This is a genomic window from Gluconobacter sp. P1D12_c (assembly GCF_018812105.1).
GTDB lineage: Bacteria > Pseudomonadota > Alphaproteobacteria > Acetobacterales > Acetobacteraceae > Gluconobacter > Gluconobacter oxydans_A.
In genome coordinates this window covers 108,763-133,497 of record NZ_JACSIQ010000005.1, presented here as the reverse complement: position 1 = coordinate 133,497, position 24,735 = coordinate 108,763, and the positions used below count along the sequence as shown (strand labels likewise).

The window sequence follows — 24,735 nt, the reverse complement described above, 5'->3', positions numbered from 1 at the left end:
GATACAAAACAAGAATTGATTATCTTTCTTTTAAAGCGACTATCGTCGCATGGCACCAATCGCTCCTGTTCTGTCCCGTCTGTCTCAGCATATGCAATCGGCAGCGCTATGGAGCGTCATTGGCCTCCTGCGCAGTGTGGGGCCGCAATACGCCTCGACAGCGGGCGGCTGGTTGATGCGGAATGTCGGAATGAGGCTCCGGGCAACCCACATTGCGGATCGGAACCTTCAACTCGCTCTGCCTGACTTATCCTTGCCGGAACGACAGCAGATTATCCGGGATGTGTGGACGAATCTGGGGCGGAACGTGACAGAACTCCCCCATCTTGCATCCTTTACCCGTACGGAAATGGGACCGGGATGGGAGATTGAGGGTGAAGAGCATATCGATGCCTTGAAAGAGAACGGCTCACAGGCTTTGTTTTTCTCAGGGCATCTGGGGAACTGGGAGCTCATTCTGCCCATCGCAACCAGTCTGGGTATGCCAGTTGCGGGTTTTTATCGGGCCTCGTCCAATCCGGTCATCGATCTTGTGACGCAGACAATGCGACAGAAGGCTCTCGGCCCGACCGGGACCATGTTTCCTAAAGGACCCAAGGGGGCCCGGCAGGCCTTAACACATCTTCAAAGCGGTGGCTCACTGGGTTTTCTGGTCGATCAGAAAATGAATGACGGGCTGGCCATCCCGTTTCTGGGACGGGATGCCATGACGGCGCCAGCGGTGGCGCAATTGGCCTTACGCTTTAATCTGCCCATCATACCCGTCCATATCGTGCGACTGGGGAACGGTCGGTTCCGTATGGTGTGTGAAGCCCCGCTTCAGGCTGAACGAACAGGCGATCGTCATGCGGATATCCGGTCAATCTGCGTCGCCATGAACGAGACGCTGGAGCGGTGGATCCGCGAAAGGCCAGGAGCGTGGCTTTGGCTTCATCGCCGCTGGCCCAAAGAGCAGGTCGCTCTTCCCGCCGTCTGAAAAAAGCCCCGCGGCCGGATGGCAGCGGGGCTTTTGTGTTTCAGGGGAGAGGATGTCCGCTGACAGGAGCCTGTGGGCTGCCAATCAGATCAAGGATCTGCTTTTCAAGTTTCGGAACATTGATGCGCAGGACAACTTCGTTCTTGCGCTCGCCCAGACCTGGCTCGTAGCCCGGCGTCCAGGACACAACGTCACCGTAGCCAGGGCCAAACTGGCTGTTCACATCCACGAACAGATCCTGCTTCTCCGTGATGATGCTCGGGTCCAGCCAGACGGATGCTGCAATTTCATCCCAGAGCGGGAAGCCGCTCAGATGCCACTTCATGACATGCCCGACGGGCGTGCCTGTGGCTTCCAGCTTCTTCAGAAATTCCGGCGTGAGTTCGGTATCCGTTGAAGGATCGGCCGGAACCATCACGATGTGCTTCCATGGTGCGCGAAGGGCCGCACTTGCGCTTTCCGGGTCCAGACGGAAATTGAATTCACGACGGGGGCTATTCAGGAATTCACGCGCGAACTGGTGTGCCACAACGCCGGGCCGTGTCTGGCGCGGGTTCAGGCCACCGCCCATGTAAACGAGTTCTTTTGCAAGGCCCGCAAATTCCGGATCAAGCGTCTGTGCCAGTGCGATGTTGGTCATCGGACCCGTTGCAATGATGCTGACCTGTCCTGGATATTGGTGAACCATCCGAATGAGGAAGTCAGCTGCGCGCTCGGTTTCTGGCTTCTTGACCGGATTGCCGTATGGCAGGTCTGGAACAACATCCGGGCCATGATAATAGGGAAGTGGCTGCTCGGTCTTTTCGACCCATTTTTTCATCCATACCCCTTTCCAGATCAGCTTTCCGTAAAGGGCTTCCCAGCGGTCCGTCAGCTTTTCCGAGTTCAGGAACGGGTAGGTGGCGCCCGGAACAACGGGAATGTCTGCCCGGCCTGCCACTTCCACACCACGAAGCGCGTCATTCGTCGCTTCTTTCTGCCAGACGTCACCCGTGACAGTCGTGATGCCAAGCACGCGGACATTGGGGGCCTTGATGATCATCCACTGGGCAATGCTGAAGCCGTCATCGTCAAAAATGACAAGGCGCGGGTCAGCTTTCGCCTGCGCGGAGGCTGCCAGCAGGCCGCCAGCGACCAGTCCAAGTGCCAGCGTGCGGCGTAGGGCCTTCCGCGTTTTTCTAAAACGTTCCGGCTTCGGGACGGTGGGGTGAAGGGGCATGGGCAGAGGGTTCCATAGCTGGTGGCAGGCAAGGACGTGACAATACCGCAAAGGAAATCATTGCACAGAGGCAACAGGACGTTCCATGCGAACGCAATTCTAGAACGCGAGTGGCCCGTTGTCCTTGACTTCCTTGATGACAAAAAACGTCCGTGCCTGTCGCACTCCCGGAAAGGCAATGAGCTTTTCTGCGTGAAGCCGATTGAAATCCGCCATGTCTTCCACACGGATCTTCAGCAGATAATCGAAATCGCCCGCGACCAGATGACAGTCCAGCACCATTGGCATGGTTTTTACAGCCTCTTCCAGTTCCGCGAAGCTCTCGGGAGTGGACCGGTCCAGCACGACGCCAACCAGAGCGATCGTTCCCAGCCCGACTTTGACGGGATCAATCTCGGCCCGAACGCCACGGATATAACCGTCCTGAAACAGTCTCTGGGTACGCCGATGACATGTGGCGGCGCTCACGTTCACACGCTCGGCCAGTTCGGCATTGGACATGCGCCCGTTGCCTTGCAGAAGGCGAAGAATGTTCCGGTCGATTGCGTCCAGATCCGGTATGATGGAATCTTTCATTATTTCCTCAAATTATAAGAGAAACATCCATTAAAATTCTATTTTAAGATTAAAATACAGAAATTATTGCCTAAATTAGAAAGCACCTTCGAAGAATATTTTACTACTGCTTTCGGGTGTAAACACCTTGGGAGGCTGTCTGTGAACCTTGAGAAATTTGAGCGCTATCCGCTGACTTTTGGGAAAACGGCTATTGAGCATCTTCCACGTCTGAGCGAAGCCCTGGGTGGCAAAGTGCAGATCTATGCCAAGCGTGAAGATTGCAATTCGGGCATGGCGATGGGGGGCAACAAGCTCCGCAAGCTGGAATATATTGTTCCGGATATTTTGGCCTCTGGCGCAGATACGCTGGTCTCTATCGGCGGTGTGCAATCCAATCATACCCGCATGGTCGCAGCGACTGCTGCCAAGCTGGGCATGAAATGCGTTGTCGTGCAGGAGAAGTGGGTCCCGCATTACGACGCTGTTTATGACCGTGTCGGCAATATCCTCATGACGCGCCTCATGGGGGCTGAGTCCCGCATTGTGGAAGATGGTTTTGATATTGGTATCCGTCAGAGCTGGGAAGATGCCATCCAGTCCGTGAAGGATGTTGGCGGAAAGCCCTATGCCATTCCGGCTGGTGCATCCGTTCATCAATATGGCGGCGTTGGTTACGCTGCTTTTGCGGAAGAAGTTGCGGAGCAGGAAAAGGAACTCGGCTTCACGTTCGATTACATTATCGTCTGTGTCGTAACGGGCTCGACGCAAGCGGGAATGATTGTCGGATTTGCCGCGCAGGACCGTGCGGATCGGGTCATTGGCATTGATGCCTCCGGAACGCCCGAGCAGACGCGCGAGCAGGTGCGGGAGATCGTGGACCGCACAGCCGATCTGGTGGAACTCGGGCGGACAGTGCGGAACGATGAGATCGTGATCCTCGAGGACTACGCCTATCCCGCTTACGGCGTCCCCTCTGAAGAAACGAACGAAGCCATTCGGCTGGCGGCCCGTACGGAAGCCATGATGACGGACCCTGTTTATGAAGGGAAATCCATGCAGGGCCTGATTGATCTGACGAAGAAGGGATATTTCCCGGACGGGTCAAAGGTTCTGTACGTTCATCTGGGTGGCGCACCGGCCCTGAACGGCTACAGCTATTATTATCGCAACGGCTGATGCAGCCATAAAAAACGCCGCGTCCCAGGTTGGGGCGCGGCGTTTCTGTTTTCCGACGATAAGGCCAGATTTTAGCTGTTGTGACCGTTCAGTTCACGCAGCACATCTGCCGGACGCATTGGCAGATGGCGCAGACGCACACCAATGGCGTTGAACACGGCATTACCGATGGCAGGCGCCACAACCGTCACACCCGGTTCACCAAGGCCCGTAGGCTTTTCGGTGTTCTGGACGAACTCGATATCCATGTCCGGCACGTCCGGAAGGCGGACCGGCGTGTAGGTGTTGAGGTTACTGTCCTTGATCGTACCGTTGACGATCTCGGTGCCTTCAAACAGTGCCATGCTCAGACCCCATAGAGCTGCACCCTCGGTCTGTGCCAGTGCGCCACCCGGATCAACGATCGTGCCAGCATCCAGAACCAGCCAGAGCTTCTGACAGGTGATGACGCCGGTCTTGCGATCAACGTGGACCTGTGCCGCTCCAGCCGTCCAGGTCGGCATACCGCGTTCCTGTCCGAAGCTTGTGGCAATACCAATGCCAGTGTCTGCCGGAAGCTGCGTCTTGCCGTAGTTAATCTTGTCGGCAAGGCGCTGAAGGGCTGCGGCCTGCCGCTTGGCGCCGCCTACAGCATTGGGAGCGGAGCCTTCGTTCCGTCCTGTAGCTGTGAACATGGACAGGCGGAATGCCAGCGGGTCCTGCTTCGTCTGGTGAGCCAGTTCGTCAAGGAAGGACTCAAGCGCCCAAGGAGTCCAACCTGCGGACACGGAACGGAGCCAGCCCGGACGGAAAGTCTTGTTGGCCAGATCGTTCGTGATGGCACGGACGCGGGTTGGCCCGGTTTCGTACCAGTGATCAGCGCCCGCAATCGCAAACGGATCGTAGGACTTGCCGTCTTCACCCTTGGCCAGAAACGCCGGTGCCATGACGAGTGTGGGCCAGCCTGCTGTTGCAGCGTAATCCATCGCCACAATCTTCTTCTGGTCTGCATCAAGGGCGACGCGAACCGTCTGAAGAGATGGGGAACGAATGGAGTCAAACGCCATATCGTCCGAACGTGTCAGGATCAGCTTGACTGGTGCACCACCAATGGCCTTGGACGCCAGAGCCGCCGGAATGGAATAGTCACCGTTCAGGCGACGACCAAACCCGCCGCCCAGCAGGTAAGTGCGCATGACAACCTGCTCTTCAGGCACCTGAAGCGCCTTGGAGAGCTGCGGCAGAACGAGAGACTGCCACTGGTTGCCGGTATGGATTTCCCACATGCCATCAATATGACGGGCCACTGCATTGACTGGCTCAAGCTGGTAATGCGCGACGGAGGCACAGGTGTAGCTGCGTTCGAAGGAGTGTGCCGGATGGGCAAATGCCTCGTCCACGCCCTTATCGTTGAAGACGCGAGCGCCAGTGCTCTGATCTGCAATCAGCTTGCGGCCATGCTCGATGATGTCTGCTTCCGAGACATTGATCGTCGGACCGGGATTCCACTGAACCTTTAGAACGTCCGCAGCTTTTATAGCGGCGGGATAGGTCTTGGCCAGAGCCACAACCCAGCCCGGAACGATGCCAGATGGATCATCCAGAACAACATAGCGAATGTAGCCGGGGATCTTCTTGGCTTCGCTGTCATCGACGGACTGCACCTTCGCGGCGTAGCGCGTCGGCGGCATCTTGGGGCGGCCATAGACCATCCCTTCGAGCTTCACGTCGATGCCGTAGATTGCTTTGCCGGTCGTTTTGTCCGGAATATCCAGAGCAGGAACCGGCTTGCTGATCAGGCGGCGCTCACTGGCGGGCTTGAGCGGCAGCTTGGCCATTTCGTCAGCCGTGAAGCTGCGCGTCGGCTTGGCTTTGGAAACGATCTCGCCATAAGAGACGCTCTTGCTGCCTGCCGTGACCGTGCTGTTGCGGGCAACGCATTTGTCCGGCGTTGTGCCGAGCAGCTTTGCGCCTTCCTCCAGCATGATCGTACGGGCAGCGGCACCAGCCTGACGGAACGTGTCCCACGTATCCCAGACGGACCAGGAGCCGCCGGTCACGAACTTGCCAGCCCATTTCGGAGCGGTGTCCACTTCCGTGATCTTGATGTGATCCCAGTCGGCTTCCATTTCGTCCGCAATGATGCGGGCGAGGGCGGTGCCGACATGCTGACCCATCTCGGCACGGACAACATTGACGTTGATGGAGCCGTCCGGCGCGATGGCGCACCACATGTTCGGCTCGAACGCGGCTTCCGGCGGCATAGCAGACGGATAGGTCTGCGCAGCTTCGGCCTTGCGGGCGAAGCCGAACATCAGACCTGCGCCTGCTGCCGTCATCAGAAAACTGCGGCGAGACAGGCGGCCTGCGTCGGATCTCTTGGCGATCTGTTCGATCTTAGCCATTGGTGGCGCCTCCCTGCTGCGCGGCAGCTGCTTCCTTGATGGCCTTGCGGATGCGGACATACGTCATGCAGCGGCAGAGACTGCCGCCCATGACGCCGTCAATCTCTTCATCCGTCGGCTTCGGATAATCTTTCAGAAGGCTTGCGGCCTGCATGATCTGGCCGGACTGGCAGTAGCCGCACTGCGGCACCTGCTGGTCACGCCAGGCGACCTGCACGACGTGATTGCCTTCCGGATCGAGACCTTCGATCGTGGTGATCGAGGCGCCTTCGATGGAAGACAGCGGGGTGATGCAGGACCGTGTGGCGCGCCCACCGACATGAACGGTGCAGGCACCGCATTCGCCAATGCCGCAGCCAAACTTGGTGCCGGTCAGGTTCAGTTCATCCCGCAAGACCCACAGCAGAGGGGTATCATCCGGTGCATCGACCGAAACAGGCTGTCCGTTGAGTTCAAATTTCGTGGTCATATTTCGTTTTCCCTGTCCTGCCCGGATCAGTGCGAGGCGTTAACGGGCGGTGCGGACAGCGTGGCGCGGGCAGCCGCGGCCTTCTTTTCCAGATCCGTCCAGGGGGGCAGAGTGGTGCGGGTGCGGCGGAGATACGCGGCGATGCGGGCCATGTCATGGTCCGAAAGGGCCGTGTAGAAGCTTGGCATAGCAATATTGTCCTGACCTTCGGCAGCGCCGATGCCATGCAGCATCACCTGGAAGAGATTGTTCGGCTCATCCAGCCACAGCGCGTTGTTCAGAGCCAGTTCCGGGCGGCCAGAGACCGGCATCGGGCCGGAATTGTAATGGCAGGCGCCACAGGCTCCCTGATACAGGCGCGCATCGGCATCCAGTGTCTGCGGGCCAGTCAGATCCTTGCCGGACATCTGCATGGCGCGAGCAATGGCAGTCTGATCGCCCTGAGAACGCTGGGCAGCCTTCGCGACGTCTGCATAATAATGAGCAATGGCATGCACATCGTCTTCCGGAATTTTGGACAGGAAGCGATGCGGCACTGGCGACATCGGGCCAGCAGCGGAGCCATGGAGCGGGGCCACACCAAAGCGCAGGTACTGGAAAAATTCGTCTTCCGTCCAGACAACCGGAGTTGGGTTGTGGTCGTTCAGCGGTGGCGCAATCCAGCCATCAATGACAGCACCGTCATAAGCATGGCTCAGCTTCTCTGCACCCAGAAGGTTACGCGGCGTATGGCAGGCACCACAATGGGCGTTACCTTCGGCCAGATAGGCCCCGCGGTTCCATTGCGCATCATGCTTCGGGTCGTTCTGGTAGCGGCCTGGCGTAAAGAACAGGAGCTTCCAGAAACCCTGACCAATCAGACGGATGTCGATCGGGAAGGGGACCGTGTTGTCACGCGGCTTCAGGTGCACGGCCGGACGCGTCATCAGATACGCATACAGGTCCGAGACGTCCTGATCGTTGACCTTCGTGAAGTGGTCGAACGGGAACGCCGGATAAAGCTGTGAACCATCACGGGCAATGCCCTTGTTCATGGCGCGCTTGAAGGCTTCCAGAGACCAGTTACCGATACCCCATTCAGGGTCAGGCGTGATGTTGGAAGAAAAGATGTCACCGAATGGGGTGGCCATCTTGAAGTCACCGGCCAGTTCGGGGCCGGGGGTGCCATCCACGCGGGTGTGACATTCGGCACAGTATCCACCGGCGGCAACGATTTCGCCACGCTTGATGGCGTCTGAGGAAAAAGAGGCCGCAGCGGGAGGGGAGATGGGGGCGATTGCGGGGTACCACGCATAGGCGAGGAAACCGAGGCCGCCCACTGCACCGAGGCCCACAATACTGGCGGCTATCCGTTTGAGCATTCTTGTACTGTCCCGGCACTGTTTGAAAAACTGCCGTCCACAACGTGACGGATGATTGTTCCCCTCAATATGGCACGGGCACCAGAAAGGGAAGATTGAGATAACTCAAAATTCGGTCTGATCGAGGTCAAAGTGCAGTTTTCATCGGGGGCGGGTTTCAATGTCACACAAATGGGGACGGTGTTCACTCAAATTCACGAGATGATGCGCCAATATTCATATTTCAGAATAGGGATTTTATTAGTCCTATATCGGCGTGTCATTGTCTGTTCACTCTTGAAAAAACGATTCGGAGTGATTGAATATTTTGTCACTCGGTGCCAAAATGAATTCGTTCTTCTGGGGCTGTTCGCAATCCTGTCGCATGAAAAGAAGAACCTCCCTGTTTCCGAGCGCATCTGAGCCGGAGTAGAGTGGGGCAGATCGTTGTGTGAAAGGGCGGCTCATTATCATTCGTCCGACTTACGTCCGGAGCCTCGCTGGAGGGGCTCTGGTGCTGTCCATTGTGTTGGCTCTGTGCTGCGGCCGTTACCCGCTGTCTCCGCATCGTGTGGTGATGGTGCTTGGTCGGTTGCTTCATCTCTGGGGTGGGCAGGATCCTGTTGCCGATGCTGTGGTCCAGCAGGTTCGGTTGCCGCGTGTTCTGGCCGGAATTCTGGTGGGAAGTGCGCTATCCTGCGGTGGCGCAACCTATCAGGTCGTTCTTCGAAATCCCCTTGTTTCGCCTGATCTTCTGGGTGTTCTGAGTGGCTCCGCTTTTGGGGCGGCACTCATGATTGTTCTGGGTGCGTCACCTGCATGGATTCAGATCGGTGCGTTTGCTGGTGGTATCGTGGCCGTGGGGTCTGGAATTTCCATTTCCCGTCTGTTGCCACAGGGGGGCCTCCTGACATTGCTGATGGGTGGCCTTGTGGCCAATGCGGTTTTCACAGCGCTTCTGTCTCTTGTGAAATATACCGCTGATCCGATGGATCAGTTGCCTGCTGTTGTGAACTGGCTACTGGGAACACTGTCCCAGACGGGATGGAAAGAGCTTTCCTGGTTGACTGTTCCAGTGCTTGTTCTGGTTGCGGTGTTGGTTTTACTTGCGCCTTTACTGGATGTACTTTCTCTCGGAGACGATGAAGCGCGGAGTCTTGGGGTTCCCATTCAGATTATGCGGCCTTTCGTCATTCTGCTTGCGACGCTGGCCTGTGCCATGACGATTTCCATGGCGGGTATTATTGGCTGGGTCGGGCTTCTGGTGCCTCACATTTCCAGAATGCTGGCGGGCGCAGAGCATCGGCGGATGATGCCGGTCTGTGCCTTGCTGGGAGCTGCCGGTGTTCTGCTGGCGGATACCGTGTCGCGCAGCCTAACCTCCGGAGAAGTGCCACTCGGGATCATGACGGAGCTTTTCGGTGCCCTTGCCTTTATTCTCGTGCTCCGGCGTCTCCGCGGGGACGCGACATGAGTCGGGATTTTCTCTCCTGCCAAGGTATTACGCTGAAACGATCGCCTCGATCCGTGGTGCTGAATGATGTCAGCCTGACGTTCCGGCGTGGTGAACTGATTGGGCTTCTTGGCCTTAATGGTGCGGGCAAAAGCACCCTTTTGCGCATTCTGATGGGGTTGCTCAAACCGACGTCCGGTGAGGTGTATCTTGAAGGTACGTTGTTATCATCTCTGCGGCCTTTAGACGTGGCGCGGCGTCTGGCGTATGTGCCCCAGGCACACGCGATGACGTTTCCTTACACGGTTCGGCGGATGGTCGAACTGGGGCGTATTCCCCATCATGGCGTGGCAGGGCGCCTCGGAGCGGAAGACCGGCTCCGCGTTGATCAGGCCATGGATCGTCTGGGACTCCTGCCCTTGGCAGAGCGTCCGGTGACGGAGCTGTCTGGCGGCGAAAAGCAGCGTGTTGTGCTGGCGCGAGCCCTTGCGCAGGAAGCTGTCGGGCTTCTTCTTGATGAGCCGATGAGCGGCCTGGACTATGGTCATCAGCTTCGTTTGATGAGTCTGCTTGCAGAACTGGCCGCTGAAGGACATCTCATTCTTCTGACGTCCCACCGGCCAGAAGAATTCTTTTCCGCCGGCCATCGCGCTCTTATTTTAGAAGAAGCGCAAATTGTGGCGGACGGCCCACCCGAGCTTATTGTGACGGCTGAACGGATGTCCCGTCTTTATGGCGTTCCTCTGGCGCAGATTGATCATGCCGGGAAACGTTTTTTCCATCGTGAGGAGAGTGAATGATGAGACTGTCTCGACTGGCTGGAGGGCTTCTGGGTCTTTCGCTCATGGCCACCACAGCATTTGCTGCTCCTCCCACACGTCTGGTGGAGGGATGGTATGCCCATAACGCCACGCTCATTATGCTCGGCGCGCAGGACAAGATCATCGCAACGGTCGCCAAGCCATCAATCATGCCGTGGATGTTCCGTCTGGTGCCATCTCTTTCCAAAGCACAGCCTCTGGACCCGGGAAATCTGAACGGAGAAGAGCTTTTACGTCTCGCGCCGGATCTGGTGTTTGTCACAGCGTCGAGCCATTCCGTCGCGGCGCTCTCCAAGGTTGGTCTACATGTTGTCCCTGAGGGCTTTGATCGTTTCATAGGGCTGCTGGAATGTGTGGATAGCACGGCCACCCTTCTTCAGACGCCCCTGGCGACGCAGCGCGCGCAGGCTTATCGTGTGGCTTTCCTTAAGGAAATTTCGCAGGCCGCAACCAACCCGCAAGGGCCCAAAGTCCTTCACGTTGAATCTCTGAAACCTCTGCGCGTGGATGGAGATCAGAGTATTATCGATCAGTGGATCCGTTCTGCTGGTGGACGCAATGCGGCTGTGGGCGTGCATGGGAACAAGCAGCCTGTCTCTGTCGAGCAGGTGCTCTCCTGGAACCCGGACATTATTATTGTGGGCGCCAATGCAGGCGATCCTGCCCAGCTTGCCAGCGATGGCGTCTGGTCTCAGCTCGCCGCTGTCAAAGCTGGCCGTGTTTACCGCAATCCGGCGGGAATTTTCCCATGGGATCGGTACAGCCCTGAATTGCTTTTGCAGGTCGACTGGGCCCGTCAGATTGTTCAGACGGGTCATGTGGATGAGGCAGGAATGATTGCAAAGATGCAGCAGTTCTATCGTCAGTTTTACGGAATTACGCTCCGGACTGAGGATGCGCGTCGCATGCTTGCAGCTCTGCCGCCGGAGTGACACGATACGGCAGAGTGATACGGTGAAAATCGTTTCAGATACTGATCCGTAACTGCAAGGAAGCCTTGAATGACCCGGACCACGCCTTTCCCTTATGGTTCTTTCTGGAAGAAAGTGTGTCTGGGGAGTGCTTTGCTGGCTGGCACGGTTTTTGGAGGCATGGCCCAAGCGGCACCTGCTCTGATGCCTGTGCCGCAATCCGTCTCGGCGTCCAATGGTGTGGCATCCCTTGCAGGAGGTGTCCGGATTGTCTGGGCCACCCCACCGTCACCCCTTTTGCAAAGAGCCGCAGCCCGTTTTTCTCAACGCCTCGGTGCTCTGACAGGCGCACCTTCTGCGCATGGTGGCCCGTACGTTCTGCATATTAGTGCATCTTATGATCCGGCCTATCTCACGGTTGGTGCCAAAGAGCATTATGCTCTCACGACATCAGCGGATGGCGCCCATCTGGAAGCTGATGGACCGGCAGGCGTTGTGCACGGGCTGGCCACATTCCTGCAGCTTGTTCAGAAAACATCAGATGGGGTTGTGGTAGAACGGCTGCATATTGATGATGCTCCACGCTTTGCATGGCGTGGCCTTCTGCTGGATGTGTCCCGGCATTTTGCTTCTGTAGAGACCGTCAAACGCCAGCTTGATGCCATGGAGCTTCTGAAGCTTAACGTGCTGCACTGGCATTTGAATGACGGGACCGGCTTCCGTGTGGAGAGCCGTGTTTTCCCGAAGCTGACGAGCGTTGGATCGCACGGGAAGTATTATACGCAGGCTGAGGTTCGAGACATTGTGGCGTATGCTGCGGATCGCGGTATCCGCGTTGTGCCTGAATTTGACGTGCCGGGTCACGCGCTTGCGGTGTTGCAGGCCTATCCGGAACTGGCCGCCCAGCCGCTGCCGGAGGCCAACGCCGTGGGTGAAAACCTGAACAACCCGGCGATGGACCCAACCAATCCCAAGACGCTGACATTCATTCGTGCGCTGTATGCGGAAATGGAAACACTCTTTCCGGATCATTATTTCCATTCGGGTGGTGACGAGGTTCTCGGCACTCAGTGGACCAGCAATCCAAAAATTGCGGCTTATATGAAGGTGCACGGATACAAGGATGCACCAGCCCTTCAGGCAGCCTTCACGGCGCAGGTAGAAAAAATCCTGTCCAGCCAGGGCCGCGTCATGATGGGGTGGGACGAAGTCAGCGAAGCGCCAATTCCCAAAAACGTTGTTGTGGAAGGGTGGCGCGGCTCAAAGTGGACGGGTTCTGCCACACAGGCCGGGCATCCGGTTGTCGTGTCTTCGGGCTATTATCTGGATATGTTGACGCCGTCCCGGACGCATTACGCTATTGATCCGTATGACACCAAGGCGAATGGCATCACGCCAGAAGAGCTGGCGGAGACACATCCGAAGATTACCCCGCTGCTTCAGGCTTTCATTCAGGACCCGAATGCAGCGCCTTTGACCGATGATCAGAAGAAAATGGTTCTGGGTGCAGAAGCCGCGCTCTGGACGGAGGTTGTCTCCGAAAACATGTTGGATGCCCGTCTGTGGCCCCGTACCGCAGCTCTGGCCGAGCGGTTCTGGTCTTCTGAAAACGTGCGGGATGTGGATGATCTGGAGCGCCGGCTGCCTGTGATCATGGCAGAACTCCAATCAACAGGGTTGCAAGCCGTGCAGCATGAAAATGTTTTGAAGGAGACTCTGGCACCTGCGCATACCGGCCCTCTCTCCACGCTTCTGAGCGTCACGGTTCCGGTGCGCAATTATGCCTTGAATCGTCTGGCGTCCAAAAGTGGCGATGCCATGCTGTCGGCGCCGGTCGCGATTGCCGATCCGGATGCTTTTGAGGCTATCCGCTTCAACGATATGGCTAAACGGTATGTCGCGGGTGAAAAGAGCTTGAAGGCTCCCTTGAAGGCCATGCTGGCAAGCTGGGCTGCCAATGATGAAGCTTTTGTCGCAATTGCAGCAGATGTGCCTGCTCTGGAGGAGGTTACGCCCGTATCTCATACGGTTGCGGCCCTCTCCAACGCGGGATTAAATGTCCTGAATGGAGCTTCAGGAACAGCCTGGCGGCTGGATGCGCAGCACCTGATTGCTGCACAGGAAGAGCTGTTTCACAACTCATCCAATCATCTGTTGTCCCTGAGGCGCGAGCAGCCTCCCGGGGGGCTGCTCATTGCCATTCTCCCTGGCATTAAAGCGCTTATTTCCAGCCAGAATTAATGACTTTTTCCATACCTCGATTTTCTGCGCGAGGTATGGCCCTTGGCGTCCAGGTCGTTTCGACTGTAAACTTAAGTTACAGGCCCGCGGACGGACCAAAAGGCCTGCCTGTTTTTCACATTTAGGCCTCTCATATGCATCAGAAGAAACTTTCCCCCAAGGCCGCTTTGCTGCTGTCCGCCAGTCTTGGCCTGGTAGCACTGTCTTCGATTGCGTCTGCCAAGCCCCCCGCGCCTCAGATTACTTATGACCAGTATGGTCTGGATCTGGCCGGGCGGGATGTGAGCGTCAAGCCGGGAGACAGTTTCTTCGATTATGCCAATGGCAGCTTCCTGAAAGCGCTCGAAATTCCATCGGATATGAGCAGCTACGGCCCGTTTAACGCGCTGGCTGAAGCATCCCGCCAGCGCATTCAGTCCATTCTGAAAGACCTGTCCGCTCATCCGGTCGCTCAGCCTCAGACGATCGATGAGAAGCTGGGCACCTATTATGCGTCTTTCATGGATGAGAAGGCTGTCGAAGCTTTGGGTTCCAAGCCGCTGGATGCTGAAATCGCAAGCATCCACACAATTACGGATCTGAAGGCATTTGCGCAGTTTAGCGGGGCGTCGTCCGATACGTTCGGATCATCGCCGTTCGCGCTGGATGTAGATGTGGATGCAAAAGATCCGACGAAATACGCGCTCAGTGTCGATCACGCCGGGCTCGGGATGCCGGATCGGGACAATTACCTGAAGCCGGAATTTGCATCCAAGAAAGCGGCCTATCAGGCATATGTCACGAAGCTTCTGACGCTCGTTCACTGGGCTGATCCCGCCAAGTCAGCCGCAGACATTGTGGCTTTTGAAACCGAGATTGCCAAAGTTCATTGGGCGCGCACGGAACTCCGCGATCCGGACAAGACCTACAACCCGATGACGGTAGAAGCGCTGGTCAAGAGTGTTCCCTCTTTTGACTGGATGACATGGTTGCGGGCGTCAGGTGTGCCCGAGGCCGGCCTGGCGCAGCGGATTGTTATTGTTGGTGAGCCTTCCGCCATCAAGGCGGAAGCAGACCTGATTGCAAAGACGGATCTGAATACGCTGCGCGCCTGGCAGGCGTTCCATACGGCGAGCAATGCTGCATCGTTCTTGCCGGATGCTTTTGTGCAAACGCGTTTCGCCTATGTGAAGGCCATGTCAGGCCAGCCTGCTCTGGCAGCGCGTTGGAAGCGTGGTGTGGATTTCACGAGTTCCGCCATGGAAATGGCGCTCGGCAAAATCTACGTGGAGCGCTATTTCCCGGCTTCGGATCGTGCGGCTATGCAGACGCTGACGGGTAATCTGAAGGCGGCTTTCCACAACCGCCTCGAACACAACACATGGATGAGCGCGCAGACGCGTGAAGCCGCGCTGAAGAAGCTGGCCAGCTTTGAAATCCAGGTGGGTTACCCGAATGAGTGGCGGGACTATTCCGATCTGGTTGTGAAGAAGGGCGATGTGTACGGCAATGCCGAGCGCTCTTTCGCTTTCGAATGGCACTATCAGTTAAGCCATCTCGACAAGGTTGTTGACCGCAACGAGTGGCTGATGTCGCCCGCAACAGTGAACGCCTACAACAATCCGCGTTTTGTGGAAGTCGTGTTTCCTGCGGCGATCCTTCAGCCGCCGTTCTTCAACCCGAAGGCTGATCCGGCTGTGAATTACGGGGCGATCGGTGGTGTCATCGGGCATGAAATGACCCATTCTTTTGACGACAAAGGCCGCAAGTACGACGACAAGGGGCGTCTGCGGAACTGGTGGACAAAGGAAGACGAAGCGCGCTTTCAGAAGCTCGCAGATCGGTTTGGTGCGCAGTATGACGCGTTCGAGGTTCAGCCGGGCGTGCATGTGAACGGTAAGCTTACGATGGGCGAAAACATTGCCGATCTTGGTGGCCTGACACTGGCGCTAGATGCTTATCATGCCTCTCTGAATGGGAAGCCAGCTCCGGTCATTGATGGTCTGACGGGCGATCAGCGCGTGTTCATGGGGTGGGCACAGGTCTGGCGTGAGAAGGTTCGTCCGGACACGGAGAAGCAGATGGTCGTCATCGATCCGCACTCGCCGCCGAAAGCTCGCGTAAACATCCCGATGCACAATGTGGATCTCTGGTACAAGGCCTGGAACGTGCAGCCGGGTGACAAGCTCTATCTGACCCCGGATCAGCGCGTCAAAATCTGGTAATTGCGTATGATGGGGTGGTGATCCACCCCATCTACTTACTGGTTTACGGGCGCATATAATGGGCTGCCGCAACCATGTTGATGAGTGCAGCTTTCGTCTCCGGCCATTTGCGGGTTTTCAGTCCACAATCCGGATTGACCCAGAGGGCATCCGGGCTAATGGCTTTGCTGGCTGCCCGAAGCAGGTCCACCATTTCCTCGACAGACGGCACGCGTGGGGAATGGATATCGTAAACGCCCGGCCCGATTTCCGCAGGGTAGCGATAAGCTGCGAACGCATCGAGTAGTTCCATGCGGGAGCGGGCGGTTTCAATCGAAATCACATCCGCATCCATCGCGCCAATGGCAGCAATGATGTCGTTGAATTCCGAGTAGCACATATGGGTGTGGATCTGCGTGGCGTCCTGCACACCCGAGGCTGAAATGCGGAAGCTCTCCACGGCCCAGTCCAGATAGGATTGCCAGTCTGCGCGACAGAGCGGCAGGCCTTCACGCAAGGCGGCTTCATCAATCTGGATGATGCCGCATCCAGCTTTTTCCAGATCGCACACTTCATCCCGGATCGCGAAAGCGATCTGTCGGCACGTTTCCGAACGCGGCTGATCGTCTCGCACGAAAGACCAGTTCAGGATCGTGACTGGCCCCGTCAGCATGCCTTTCATCGGGCGATTGGTGATGGATTGGGCATATTCCCACCATTCAACCGTCATGGCTTTCGGGCGTGACACATCCCCGAAAATGATGGGCGGCCGGACATAGCGGGACCCGTAGGACTGAACCCAGGCGTGCTTCGTGAACGCAAAGCCGGAAAGCTGCTCCCCGAAATACTGCACCATGTCATTGCGCTCAAACTCGCCATGCACCAGCACATTAAGATCAATCTCTTCCTGCCAGCGGATGGTCCGGGCGGTTTCTTCCCGCAGGAAGGCTTCGTAAGCCTCGGAAGGGAGCTCTCCTCGTGCATGATCCGCACGAGCTTTGCGGACTTCAGGTGTCTGGGGGAAGGACCCGATGGTCGTCGTTGGGTAAAGCGGCAGCCTGAGTTTGGCCTGTTGCAACGGACGGCGCGCGGGGAAAGGGGAAAGGCGCTGGGTGAGAGCTGGGTTGCGATCTGCAGAGCGTGCCTGAACGGCAGGATCGTTGATTTTCGTGGAAGAGCGACGTGCCTGAAGAGCCGCAGCGTTTTCGGCTAAAATGGTTTGCACAACGCCCCGGCCTTCATTCAGGGCGCGCGCCAGTGTGTGCAACTCCTCGATTTTTTGAACGGCGAATGCGAGCCAGGATTTTACATCCGCGTCCAGATCTGTCTCCCGTTCCAGGTCAATGGGTGTGTGGAGGAGAGAGCAAGACGGCGCGAGGATCAGGTCACGCTGGCCCACCAGCGGTTCAAGATGGTCCAGAAGCGCGTTCAGGTCGGCCTTCCAGATATTTCGCCCATCCACTACGCCGAGAGACAGCAGTAGGTCAGGTCGCGCTTCCTCCAGAATAGATGCAAGTTGTTCGGGAGCGCGGACAAGATCCACATGCAGCCCGTGAACTGGCAGGCTTAGGGCGATGTCCTGATTGTTTCCGAGCGCACCGAAATACGTGGCGAGCATCAGTTTCAGGTCTGGAACTGTGGTTGTCAGAGTTTTGTATGCTGTCTTGAACGCTGCGGCAGCATTTCCCGGCAGATCCAGAACAAGGCACGGCTCGTCAATCTGAACCCAGTCTGCGCCTTCTGCTCGGAGGGCCTTCAGAACCCTTTCATAAATGGGCAGCAAGGCAGGGAGCAGATCAAGGCGATCAAACGCCGGGCCGTCACATTTTCCCAGAAGCAGGAAACTGACAGGACCGAGCAGAACAGGGCGTGTCTCAATCCCAAGCGCCTTGGCTTCCCGATATTCGTCGACGGGTTTTGTGGAGGCGAGGCTGAACGTCTGGTCTGCTGTGAATTGCGGAACAAGGTAATGGTAGTTCGTGTCAAACCACTTGGTCATTTCGGCGGCAGGGACATCCTCAGGGGGGGCATGAGTATGACCGCAGCCACACTCTTCGGATGTCGTCTGGGAGCCGCGGGCCATGGCGAAGTAGGTTCCCAAGTCCACCTTGCCCTGCACGTTGCCGTAAATGGCGGAAACAGCACCGACCATTGCGGATGTATCCAGCACATGATCGTAAAGCGAAAAATCGTTGGAAGGGATGATCTCGGCACCGAGGTCTTTCTGGCGCTGCCAGGCTGACGCCCGAAGGGACGCGGCGGTGGAAAGCAGATCATCGGCGGAGGAATTTCCCGCCCAGTACTGTTCAAGAGCGGTTTTCAGTTCACGGCGGGTGCCGATACGCGGAAAGCCCAGAGTTGCGACGCGGACGGTCATGAAAGCCTCGACAGGTTCGTGGCAGTGCGCTCTCAGGGCATGCAGGATCGTTCACGCCCCGAACAGGAAATGTGCGGCGTGGAGACATGCGTGACCCGTCCGGAACGCCCCGCCGGAGGATGTTATGTGCCGTGGCAGGTCTCCTGGCTTACGGGTCTTCGCGCTGATTCCGCCTTCCCGGACTTTCGCCCAGTGGCCTGTGTGGAATCGGCACTCGCCGCTGACAGTTGCGGGGGCAGCGCCGGCTTTGCACCGGCTTCCCTCTTAGCCACGCCGGATGCGTGAACATCCGGCGCGGAACCATGACAAGCCTTATGACTGCCGCATGTCCTGAAAACGAGTCAATAGCTCTTGCTCATATAAAGAACTCCTTATATGTAAATTCGTATGGAACACGCCCTCATTATTTTCCAGGCACTGGCAGACATGACCCGTCTGCGGACTCTGGCCCTTCTGCGCGAGATGGAACTGTCCATCGGAGAGGTGGCGCAGGTGCTCGGGCAAAGCCAGCCCCGCGTGTCACGGCATGTAAAGATCCTGGCAGATGCGGGATTGATTGAGCGCCGCAAGGAAGGAAGCTGGGTCTTTTTGACTTTGGGTGTTCCGGAACGTCTGGAGCCTGTCTTTATGGCGCTGGATCGATGGACTGCGCGGGAGCCGGCGGAAATCCGTGCGGATCGTATTCGCTTGCAGGCCATTCGAGATGTTCGTGCGCTCGCGGCGGAAGACTGGTTTGAAACCCACGCGGCAGAATGGGACGCGTTGCGTTCCTTGCATGTGTCCGAACAGGAGGTCGAAGCAGCGATCGTAAAGACGCTCTCAGCATCTCCGATCGGGCGCCTTGTGGATATAGGCACTGGGACTGGTCGTATGATGGAGCTGCTGGGAAGCGGCGCCCAGACAGTCATCGGGTTTGATCGCAGTCCCGCCATGCTGCGATTGGCGCGAACCAAGCTTGCGGAAGCTGGTCTGGAGCAGGCTGATCTGCGGCAGGGAGACTTTCAGGCCCTTCCGTTGCCGGAGCATTCAGCCGATGTCGCAGTCATGCATCAGGTTCTGCACTATGCACAGCATCCGGCTGCTGTAATTGCGGAGGCCGCGCGGATTCTGGATGCCAATGGTCGATTACTGATTATCGATTTTGCCTCCCATAGCCGCGAAGAACTTCGCACACGGGATGCGCATGTTCGGCTTGGGTTTACTGATGCGCAGATGGCGACGTGGTTTCGCGCAGCCGGTCTGGTTCCCGCAGAGCCAGTGGCTCTTGAAGGCGAGCTGACTGTGAAACTCTGGCTCGGCCAACGCCCCAACTAAGCTGAATTATTGAATAAGGAGCTGGCGCGATGCCCGCACAGACAGGGCCTCTGCCCGCAATTTCGTTCGAGTTTTTCCCTGCAAAGTCGGAAAAGGCAGCCGCCACGCTGCTGGAAAACGCAAAAACGCTAGCTGCTTTTGGTCCGCAGTTCATGTCCGTGACGTATGGGGCAGGTGGGTCAACACGGGACCGCACCCTGGCTACCCTGAAAGACATGGTTCGGGAAACTGGCGCGCCAATGGCTGGGCATCTGACCTGCGTGGGAGCCTCCAAAGAAGACGTCAATGCTGTGGCGCAGGCGTACTGGGACGCTGGTGTGAAGCACATTGTGGCCCTGCGTGGTGATCCGCCACCGTCAGCCGGGGGCGTCTATGAGCCCCATCCGGAAGGCTACGCGGGGGCTGTGGATCTGGTGCGCGGATTAAAGGAGATTGCGCCGTTCGAAATCTCCGTTGCGGCGTATCCGGAAACGCATCCTGCCGCGCTTAGCCCGCAGTCGGATCTGGAGCATCTGCGAGCGAAGATTGATGCGGGTGCGGACCGGGCTTTGACGCAGTTCTTCTTCGAAGCGGACACATTTCTACGCTTCCGGGACCGTGCTGCGGGCATTGGAATCGAGCGGCCGATCGTGCCGGGTATTCTTCCGGTTGGAAGTGCTGCGCAGGCCTGGAAATTTGCCGATATGTGTGGTGCAAACGTGCCGAAGTGGATGCGCGACCTGTTCGATGGATTGGATGAAACGCCTCAGGCGCGGGCGTTTGTCGCGGCCACGATTGCCGACCGGCTTTGTCAGACACTGAAAGCTGAAGGGGTGGAGCAATTCCATTTCTATACGTTGAATCATGCAGATACAGCATCAGCCCTTTGCCGCCTTCTTGGGCGACGTCCGATCTGAAGCGGAGAGGGCTGGATTTCCTGCGTAAACGGGGTGACAAAAGGGAATGACAAGATTCCCGATCGTTCTTCTCGACTACGATGGTACTCTGGCGGAAACGCAGCCGGCCATTCTTCGCAGCCTGAAGGAAGCCTTTGAAGCCAGCGGCTACAAGGGCCCTTCATCAGACGCCCTGAAGCATCAGTTGTCAAAGGGTGGGACGCTTCAGACGCTGTTTCAGGCGATCGTTCCCGACAGTGACGTTGATGATGCACAGGCTTTTGTTCGTCACTATCGGGCGTATTACCCTAAAGCCGATCAGGAAGAGACCGTTCTGTTTGACGGGGTGAAGTCAGTACTCGATGATCTTAAGGCTGACGGGGCAACGCTGGTAATCCTCAGCAACAAGCATGCTCCAACGGTTCATGCCAGCATCGAGCGCTTCGGCCTTGGTGGGTGGATCAGCAATGTGATCGCGTCCGAACCAGACTACCCGCACAAGCCGGATCCCCGGGTCATGACGGACCGTGTGCGGCCGTTGTTCCCGGAAGTCCCCGCATCGGATTTTCTGATGGTTGGCGACACGGCGGCAGATCTTGGATTTGCCCGCAATAGTGGCATTGCATCCTGCTGGGCGAGTTATGGGCACGGGTCTGCAACGCAGTGCATTGACCTGAAGCCGGATTTTCAGATCGACAGTATTGCCGGGCTTCTGAACGTCGCTCGCTAATACAGTGTGGTTCAGCCCTTTGGGGCTGGACCAATGCTGCCGCGAGCGACGAGTTCTGTTTCCAGAATGACGTTCTTGTTCTGGCGGCCGTCCTGCTGGGTCAGAAGACGGACTGCCTCCATGCCTTTGCGCTCATGAGGCTGGCGGATTGTGCTGAGGTCCGACAGGGCAGCGGCAGGAATGTCATCAAATCCAAAAATCGACACGTCTTCAGGAATGCTGAGACCCGCCGCACGGATTGTTTGCATAGCGCCAATTGCAACGCGGTCACTCATTGCCAGAATTGCTGTCGGTGCATTCTGTCGGTTCAGCAGAAAGCGCGCGCCTTCAGCACCGGACTCTTCAGAATTGATCGGAATTTCCCAGGCCGGTACGTTTTCGGGGGCAATGCCTGCTTCCTGAAGGGCTGTTAGATACCCTTCCAGACGCATGGCAATCGTGCTGTGTGCAATATTGGCGCGACGCTTGGCTGTCAGGATGCCAAAATAGTCATCATGGGCTGTTTTGAGGGACAGGATACCGAAGCGACGGTGTCCAAGCTCAAGCAGGGTTTTTGCCGCGTTGTAGGCTGCCCCCCGGTCATCAATGCCGACATATGGCACGTTGTCCAAACGAGGCTGATCCACCACAACGAGCGGAACGTTCCGCTGCTGCGCCATCAAAACGCACCGGCTATCGGGGGCCACGGAGTAGAGGATGTACCCGTCGACCGCAGCATTGCCGAGCGAAACAGGTGTGTTCATGTTGCGGAGGCTGCTGCCTGCTGAAATCAGGGCCAGATCCGTTTCCATTTCATCGCAGCTTTTCGCGACGCCGTTCAGGACGGCGAGAACGGCAGGATCAGAGAATGCGTATGGAAGATCTTCACTGAAGAGAAAGCCCAGTGCCCCGGAATGCCCGGTCGCAAGCTGTTTCGCTGCTGGATCAGGGCCTGTGTATCCAAGTTCCTGAGCTGCCGCGAAAATCTTTTCCCTCAGCGCAGCCGAGAGTTGGCCCGGCCGGATATAGGCATTCGAGACTGTCGTATGGGACACCCCGACCTGTGCCGCTACATCCTTGAGCGTAACCTTGCGACGACCGTACTGACGGGTTGTTTTCATATGTTATCCAATAATGAAAACGCTGCCTTCGTGCAATCCTGACGGAAGAACGTGAAGGCACCTAATATGCAGGTGTCTCAGGTAAATGCTGGTCTGAACGTCGTCTGCCCATCTTCACGATTACGACAAGAGGGTAAACGTCTCAGTTTTTTGGCTTTGTTGTTGCAGTATTTTTCTGCGGAGCAGGTTCAAACATCGCCCGGCATTTCGGGCTGAGCTGATCCATCTTCTTTCTCATACAGGCTGTAATCTTGGCTTCGTTAGGAATGGCAAACGTGCACAGGCGGATGGCATCACCTTGGCAAGCCTGTTTCTGCTCATCGCGTGTCGCGGCTGATCCCGTGCCAGACAGTGCGGCAAAACCGGTCAGGCAGGCCAGAAGCATCAGATAGCGGGTCATGGACCTTCTCCTTTTTCCATCTAAAAGCGTTTGATAAGCAGGACAGTTTCCGTTGGCTCGCACGGTGAAACAGGGTGCGGTGCAAGCCGGGTTCTGGTCATCGGGAGAGCGGACGGACGATGCGCGCAAACCTTGCGCCTTCCAGGGAGGAGCGTTGGGCACCGGGTTTGCGTGAAGGGGCTGTAGCTGTTGGTGAGACTGCCAGTCCGTCAGGGCGCAGTGTCATGATGAGCATTCTGGCGCGGGCGGCATCAGGCGTATCAGCCATGCAGTAACTGATGGCGCGGGACTCTCGCTGAGACTCAATCAACCCACTCCGCCGGAGTGTACCGAGATGTTGACTCAGTGTCGGTTGGCCAATGCCTGTCATGGTCTCGATTTCACTGACAGCGTGGGAGCCATCGAGCAGGGCGGATAAGATCATAAGGCGCTGAGGCTGGGCGAGAAGGCGCAGCCATTCGGCAAGATTTCGGCTTTCTTCAAGGGCAAGAAGAGTCATGGACGCGGCTTTTTCGGCTGAAGGAACCAGTTCGGACCTGCTTTCTGAACTGCTTCCTGGGTCTGCAGAGGGGGCGCAATGGCAGCTTGCCCTGGCTGCCAGCCTTCAGGAGTCAGGACGTTGGAGCGATCAACTTCCTGCAAGGCGGAAAGCATGCGCTGCAGCTCGGCCACTGATCGACCAACGCTGGCAGGATAGCTCAGGATGGCGCGAATGATTCCTGTTGGATCAATGAAAAAGACGGACCGTACGGTGGCGCTGTCCTGTGCTTCCAGATCCATCATTCCATAAGCGCGTGCGACTTCCATGGAGGGATCTTCAACGATTGGGAAAGGAATGCGGACATTGAAACGCTCTTCAATGGCCGTAATCCACGCCAGATGAGCGGGAAGACTATCTGCGGATAGCCCGAGGAGAACGCAGTTCCGCTCTCGGAAAAAAGTTTCTACCTTTGCAAAAGCAATAAACTCGCTGGTGCATACAGGAGTAAAATCCGCAGGGTGTGCAAATAGCATCACCCACCGCCCTCTGAGTGAGCTTAGTACGAATTCACCGTGGGTCGTTCGGGCAGTAAAGTCGGGGGCTTCATCGCCAATCCGAAGGGGAAAAAATGCGGAGTCGTCAGTGAGGGGGCCTGTCATGATGCTGTATCCAGCCTGTCCGGGTCTTGACTGTTGATAGTTTATGACTTTATTAAACACATAATTGTTTTCTTGGAAACTGTGAACTCCAGAGGTGAAAACGTCATGCCTGATGCTGCCATTGAAGCTGCAACTGCCCAGATCGGACGTGTGCAGAGTGGTGAGGTTCCATCTCCTGTAGTTTGCACGTTCTTTGATGAAGCGACAAATACAGCCAGTCACGTTGTTCACTGCCCGATTACCAAACGCGCTGCGATCCTCGATAGCGTACTGGATTATGACGCAGCTGCGGGGCGGACCTCCAATGGTTCTGCGCAGGCGATTGTGGATTATGTGCGTGGGGAGGGGCTATCTGTTGAATGGCAGCTGGAAACCCATGCGCACGCCGATCATTTGTCCGCGGCTCCATGGCTACAGGAGCAGTTGGGCGGCAAGCTGGGAATTGGCGCGAACATTGTGCGTGTCCAGGATGTGTTTGGAAAGATCTTCAACGCAGGCACCCGGTTTGCGCGGGATGGATCTCAGTTCGACCACCTTTTCCATGATGGTGAGACCTTTTCCATTGGTGACCTACCGGTCACGGTCTTGCATGTGCCAGGCCATACGCCAGCAGATATGGCGTTCGTGATCGGAAACTGCGCCTTTGTGGGCGATACGATCTTCATGCCAGATTTTGGGACGGCTCGTGCAGATTTCCCGGGAGGGGATGCGCGACAGCTTTACCATTCCATCCGCCGCTTGCTGTCGCTCCCCCTGCAAACACGTTTATTTCTTTGTCACGACTATAAGGCGCCGGAGCGAGACGAGTACGCATGGCTGACCACTGTGGCCCTGGAACGTGAGCACAATATTCATGTTCATGATGGCGTGAGAGAGGAAGATTTCGTGGCAATGCGCACAACGCGGGACGCAACTCTTGCCATGCCAAAACTCCTGATGCCCTCAGTGCAGGTCAATATGCGCGGCGGTCACATGCCGGAGCCGGAAGCTGACGGCATCAGCTATATCAAGATACCCGTTAATCGCCTCTGAGCAGGTTGATCCACCAAGATATTTTTGTCGGAGAGC

The 24,735-nt window shown here is 57.0% G+C and carries 21 protein-coding genes and 1 riboswitch; of the genes, 11 read left to right on the top strand and 10 right to left on the bottom strand.

Annotation, left to right across the window (positions count from 1 at the left end):
- Window positions 1–49 precede the first annotated feature (49 nt).
- Entirely contained in the window at window positions 50–976 is a 927-nt protein-coding gene (locus KP705_RS07485; protein ID WP_215764254.1) for a lysophospholipid acyltransferase family protein, read from the top strand.
- A 40-nt stretch (window positions 977–1,016) separates the two neighbouring features.
- On the opposite strand, the gene KP705_RS07480 is transcribed toward KP705_RS07485, so the two are convergent.
- Both KP705_RS07480 and KP705_RS07475 read right to left on the bottom strand, forming a co-directional pair.
- Complete coding sequence (locus KP705_RS07480; protein WP_046900120.1) at window positions 1,017–2,195, bottom strand: nucleoside hydrolase; 1,179 nt, start codon at window positions 2,193–2,195, stop codon at window positions 1,017–1,019.
- A 99-nt stretch (window positions 2,196–2,294) separates the two neighbouring features.
- Window positions 2,295–2,771 (bottom strand): Lrp/AsnC family transcriptional regulator, encoded by a 477-nt coding sequence (locus KP705_RS07475; RefSeq protein ID WP_211507224.1) that lies wholly within the window; start codon window positions 2,769–2,771, stop codon window positions 2,295–2,297.
- Window positions 2,772–2,912: 141 nt separating this feature from the next.
- On the opposite strand from KP705_RS07475, the gene KP705_RS07470 reads away from it, so the two are divergent.
- The gene (locus KP705_RS07470; RefSeq protein WP_215764253.1) at window positions 2,913–3,929 is read left to right on the top strand and encodes a 1-aminocyclopropane-1-carboxylate deaminase; all 1,017 of its coding nucleotides are present in this window, start codon (window positions 2,913–2,915) and stop codon (window positions 3,927–3,929) included.
- Window positions 3,930–4,000: 71 nt separating this feature from the next.
- On the opposite strand, the gene KP705_RS07465 is transcribed toward KP705_RS07470, so the two are convergent.
- The 3 genes from KP705_RS07465 to KP705_RS07455 are packed head-to-tail and all read right to left on the bottom strand — an operon-like array spanning window position 4,001 to window position 8,143.
- Window positions 4,001–6,313 (bottom strand): molybdopterin cofactor-binding domain-containing protein, encoded by a 2,313-nt coding sequence (locus tag KP705_RS07465; protein WP_086633754.1) that lies wholly within the window; start codon window positions 6,311–6,313, stop codon window positions 4,001–4,003.
- A complete protein-coding gene (locus KP705_RS07460) occupies window positions 6,306–6,782 on the bottom strand; it encodes a (2Fe-2S)-binding protein (protein WP_046900117.1) in 477 nt (158 codons plus the stop codon). The genes KP705_RS07465 and KP705_RS07460 overlap by 8 nt, the downstream gene beginning before the upstream one ends.
- A gap of 26 nt (window positions 6,783–6,808) precedes the next feature.
- A complete protein-coding gene (locus KP705_RS07455; protein WP_215764252.1) occupies window positions 6,809–8,143 on the bottom strand; it encodes a cytochrome c in 1,335 nt (444 codons plus the stop codon).
- Between the two features lie 430 nt (window positions 8,144–8,573).
- Here KP705_RS07455 and KP705_RS07450 point away from each other — a divergent pair, with 430 nt between their 5' ends.
- The 5 genes from KP705_RS07450 to KP705_RS07430 all read left to right on the top strand — a co-directional run bounded on the left by KP705_RS07450 (window position 8,574) and on the right by KP705_RS07430 (window position 15,752).
- Complete coding sequence (locus KP705_RS07450) at window positions 8,574–9,596, top strand: iron ABC transporter permease (RefSeq protein WP_215764251.1); 1,023 nt, start codon at window positions 8,574–8,576, stop codon at window positions 9,594–9,596.
- On the top strand, window positions 9,593–10,375 hold the full coding sequence (locus KP705_RS07445; protein ID WP_215764250.1) for an ABC transporter ATP-binding protein: 783 nt from the start codon (window positions 9,593–9,595) through the stop codon (window positions 10,373–10,375). Before KP705_RS07450 ends, KP705_RS07445 begins: the two co-directional genes overlap by 4 nt.
- Window positions 10,372–11,328 (top strand): ABC transporter substrate-binding protein, encoded by a 957-nt coding sequence (locus KP705_RS07440; RefSeq protein WP_099210903.1) that lies wholly within the window; start codon window positions 10,372–10,374, stop codon window positions 11,326–11,328. The genes KP705_RS07445 and KP705_RS07440 overlap by 4 nt, the downstream gene beginning before the upstream one ends.
- Window positions 11,329–11,397: 69 nt before the next feature.
- Complete coding sequence (locus KP705_RS07435) at window positions 11,398–13,548, top strand: beta-N-acetylhexosaminidase (RefSeq protein WP_215764249.1); 2,151 nt, start codon at window positions 11,398–11,400, stop codon at window positions 13,546–13,548.
- Between the two features lie 134 nt (window positions 13,549–13,682).
- Window positions 13,683–15,752 (top strand): M13 family metallopeptidase, encoded by a 2,070-nt coding sequence (locus tag KP705_RS07430; RefSeq protein WP_215764248.1) that lies wholly within the window; start codon window positions 13,683–13,685, stop codon window positions 15,750–15,752.
- 43 nt (window positions 15,753–15,795) lie between these two features.
- On the opposite strand, the gene metE is transcribed toward KP705_RS07430, so the two are convergent.
- Entirely contained in the window at window positions 15,796–18,108 is a 2,313-nt protein-coding gene (gene metE / locus KP705_RS07425; RefSeq protein WP_215764247.1) for a 5-methyltetrahydropteroyltriglutamate--homocysteine S-methyltransferase, read from the bottom strand.
- 115 nt (window positions 18,109–18,223) lie between these two features.
- Window positions 18,224–18,428, bottom strand: a riboswitch (cobalamin riboswitch).
- A 67-nt stretch (window positions 18,429–18,495) separates the two neighbouring features.
- Here metE and KP705_RS07420 point away from each other — a divergent pair.
- From KP705_RS07420 to KP705_RS07410, 3 genes are read left to right on the top strand one after another with little or no spacing between them, the layout of a single operon-like run.
- Window positions 18,496–19,422: a metalloregulator ArsR/SmtB family transcription factor gene (locus tag KP705_RS07420; RefSeq protein WP_215764246.1), complete on the top strand. Its 927-nt coding sequence runs from the start codon at window positions 18,496–18,498 to the stop codon at window positions 19,420–19,422.
- Window positions 19,423–19,451: 29 nt separating this feature from the next.
- Complete coding sequence (gene metF, locus KP705_RS07415) at window positions 19,452–20,318, top strand: methylenetetrahydrofolate reductase [NAD(P)H] (protein ID WP_215764245.1); 867 nt, start codon at window positions 19,452–19,454, stop codon at window positions 20,316–20,318.
- Between the two features lie 46 nt (window positions 20,319–20,364).
- Window positions 20,365–21,027 (top strand): HAD family hydrolase, encoded by a 663-nt coding sequence (locus tag KP705_RS07410; RefSeq protein ID WP_046900106.1) that lies wholly within the window; start codon window positions 20,365–20,367, stop codon window positions 21,025–21,027.
- Window positions 21,028–21,038: 11 nt separating this feature from the next.
- On the opposite strand, the gene KP705_RS07405 is transcribed toward KP705_RS07410, so the two are convergent.
- From KP705_RS07405 to KP705_RS07390, 4 genes are all read right to left on the bottom strand, one after another.
- Complete coding sequence (locus KP705_RS07405) at window positions 21,039–22,127, bottom strand: LacI family DNA-binding transcriptional regulator (protein WP_046900105.1); 1,089 nt, start codon at window positions 22,125–22,127, stop codon at window positions 21,039–21,041.
- A 142-nt stretch (window positions 22,128–22,269) separates the two neighbouring features.
- Window positions 22,270–22,527: a hypothetical protein gene (locus KP705_RS07400; RefSeq protein WP_052750024.1), complete on the bottom strand. Its 258-nt coding sequence runs from the start codon at window positions 22,525–22,527 to the stop codon at window positions 22,270–22,272.
- A gap of 97 nt (window positions 22,528–22,624) precedes the next feature.
- Window positions 22,625–23,026: a helix-turn-helix transcriptional regulator gene (locus KP705_RS07395; RefSeq protein ID WP_046900104.1), complete on the bottom strand. Its 402-nt coding sequence runs from the start codon at window positions 23,024–23,026 to the stop codon at window positions 22,625–22,627.
- Entirely contained in the window at window positions 23,023–23,667 is a 645-nt protein-coding gene (locus KP705_RS07390; RefSeq protein ID WP_046900103.1) for a peroxiredoxin, read from the bottom strand. Before KP705_RS07390 ends, KP705_RS07395 begins: the two co-directional genes overlap by 4 nt.
- Window positions 23,668–23,772: 105 nt before the next feature.
- Between KP705_RS07390 and KP705_RS07385 the strand changes: the two genes are divergently transcribed.
- A complete protein-coding gene (locus tag KP705_RS07385; RefSeq protein ID WP_215764244.1) occupies window positions 23,773–24,699 on the top strand; it encodes an MBL fold metallo-hydrolase in 927 nt (308 codons plus the stop codon).
- Window positions 24,700–24,735: the final 36 nt, after the last annotated feature.

What these genes read in the sequence shown, in the direction of transcription:
- KP705_RS07430 (WP_215764248.1), top strand. Translation starts at nt 13,683, where the DNA reads ATGCATCAGAAGAAACTTTCCCCCAAGGCCGCTTTGCTGCTGTCCGCC.
- KP705_RS07400 (WP_052750024.1), bottom strand. Translation starts at nt 22,527, where the DNA reads ATGACCCGCTATCTGATGCTTCTGGCCTGCCTGACCGGTTTTGCCGCA.
- KP705_RS07410 (WP_046900106.1), top strand. Translation starts at nt 20,365, where the DNA reads ATGACAAGATTCCCGATCGTTCTTCTCGACTACGATGGTACTCTGGCG.
- KP705_RS07455 (WP_215764252.1), bottom strand. Translation starts at nt 8,143, where the DNA reads ATGCTCAAACGGATAGCCGCCAGTATTGTGGGCCTCGGTGCAGTGGGC.
- metF (WP_215764245.1), top strand. Translation starts at nt 19,452, where the DNA reads ATGCCCGCACAGACAGGGCCTCTGCCCGCAATTTCGTTCGAGTTTTTC.
- KP705_RS07440 (WP_099210903.1), top strand. Translation starts at nt 10,372, where the DNA reads ATGATGAGACTGTCTCGACTGGCTGGAGGGCTTCTGGGTCTTTCGCTC.
- metE (WP_215764247.1), bottom strand. Translation starts at nt 18,108, where the DNA reads ATGACCGTCCGCGTCGCAACTCTGGGCTTTCCGCGTATCGGCACCCGC.
- KP705_RS07420 (WP_215764246.1), top strand. Translation starts at nt 18,496, where the DNA reads ATGGAACACGCCCTCATTATTTTCCAGGCACTGGCAGACATGACCCGT.
- KP705_RS07460 (WP_046900117.1), bottom strand. Translation starts at nt 6,782, where the DNA reads ATGACCACGAAATTTGAACTCAACGGACAGCCTGTTTCGGTCGATGCA.
- KP705_RS07480 (WP_046900120.1), bottom strand. Translation starts at nt 2,195, where the DNA reads ATGCCCCTTCACCCCACCGTCCCGAAGCCGGAACGTTTTAGAAAAACG.
- KP705_RS07485 (WP_215764254.1), top strand. Translation starts at nt 50, where the DNA reads ATGGCACCAATCGCTCCTGTTCTGTCCCGTCTGTCTCAGCATATGCAA.
- KP705_RS07390 (WP_046900103.1), bottom strand. Translation starts at nt 23,667, where the DNA reads ATGACAGGCCCCCTCACTGACGACTCCGCATTTTTTCCCCTTCGGATT.
- KP705_RS07395 (WP_046900104.1), bottom strand. Translation starts at nt 23,026, where the DNA reads ATGACTCTTCTTGCCCTTGAAGAAAGCCGAAATCTTGCCGAATGGCTG.
- KP705_RS07385 (WP_215764244.1), top strand. Translation starts at nt 23,773, where the DNA reads ATGCCTGATGCTGCCATTGAAGCTGCAACTGCCCAGATCGGACGTGTG.
- KP705_RS07435 (WP_215764249.1), top strand. Translation starts at nt 11,398, where the DNA reads ATGACCCGGACCACGCCTTTCCCTTATGGTTCTTTCTGGAAGAAAGTG.
- KP705_RS07445 (WP_215764250.1), top strand. Translation starts at nt 9,593, where the DNA reads ATGAGTCGGGATTTTCTCTCCTGCCAAGGTATTACGCTGAAACGATCG.
- KP705_RS07465 (WP_086633754.1), bottom strand. Translation starts at nt 6,313, where the DNA reads ATGGCTAAGATCGAACAGATCGCCAAGAGATCCGACGCAGGCCGCCTG.
- KP705_RS07405 (WP_046900105.1), bottom strand. Translation starts at nt 22,127, where the DNA reads ATGAAAACAACCCGTCAGTACGGTCGTCGCAAGGTTACGCTCAAGGAT.
- KP705_RS07475 (WP_211507224.1), bottom strand. Translation starts at nt 2,771, where the DNA reads ATGAAAGATTCCATCATACCGGATCTGGACGCAATCGACCGGAACATT.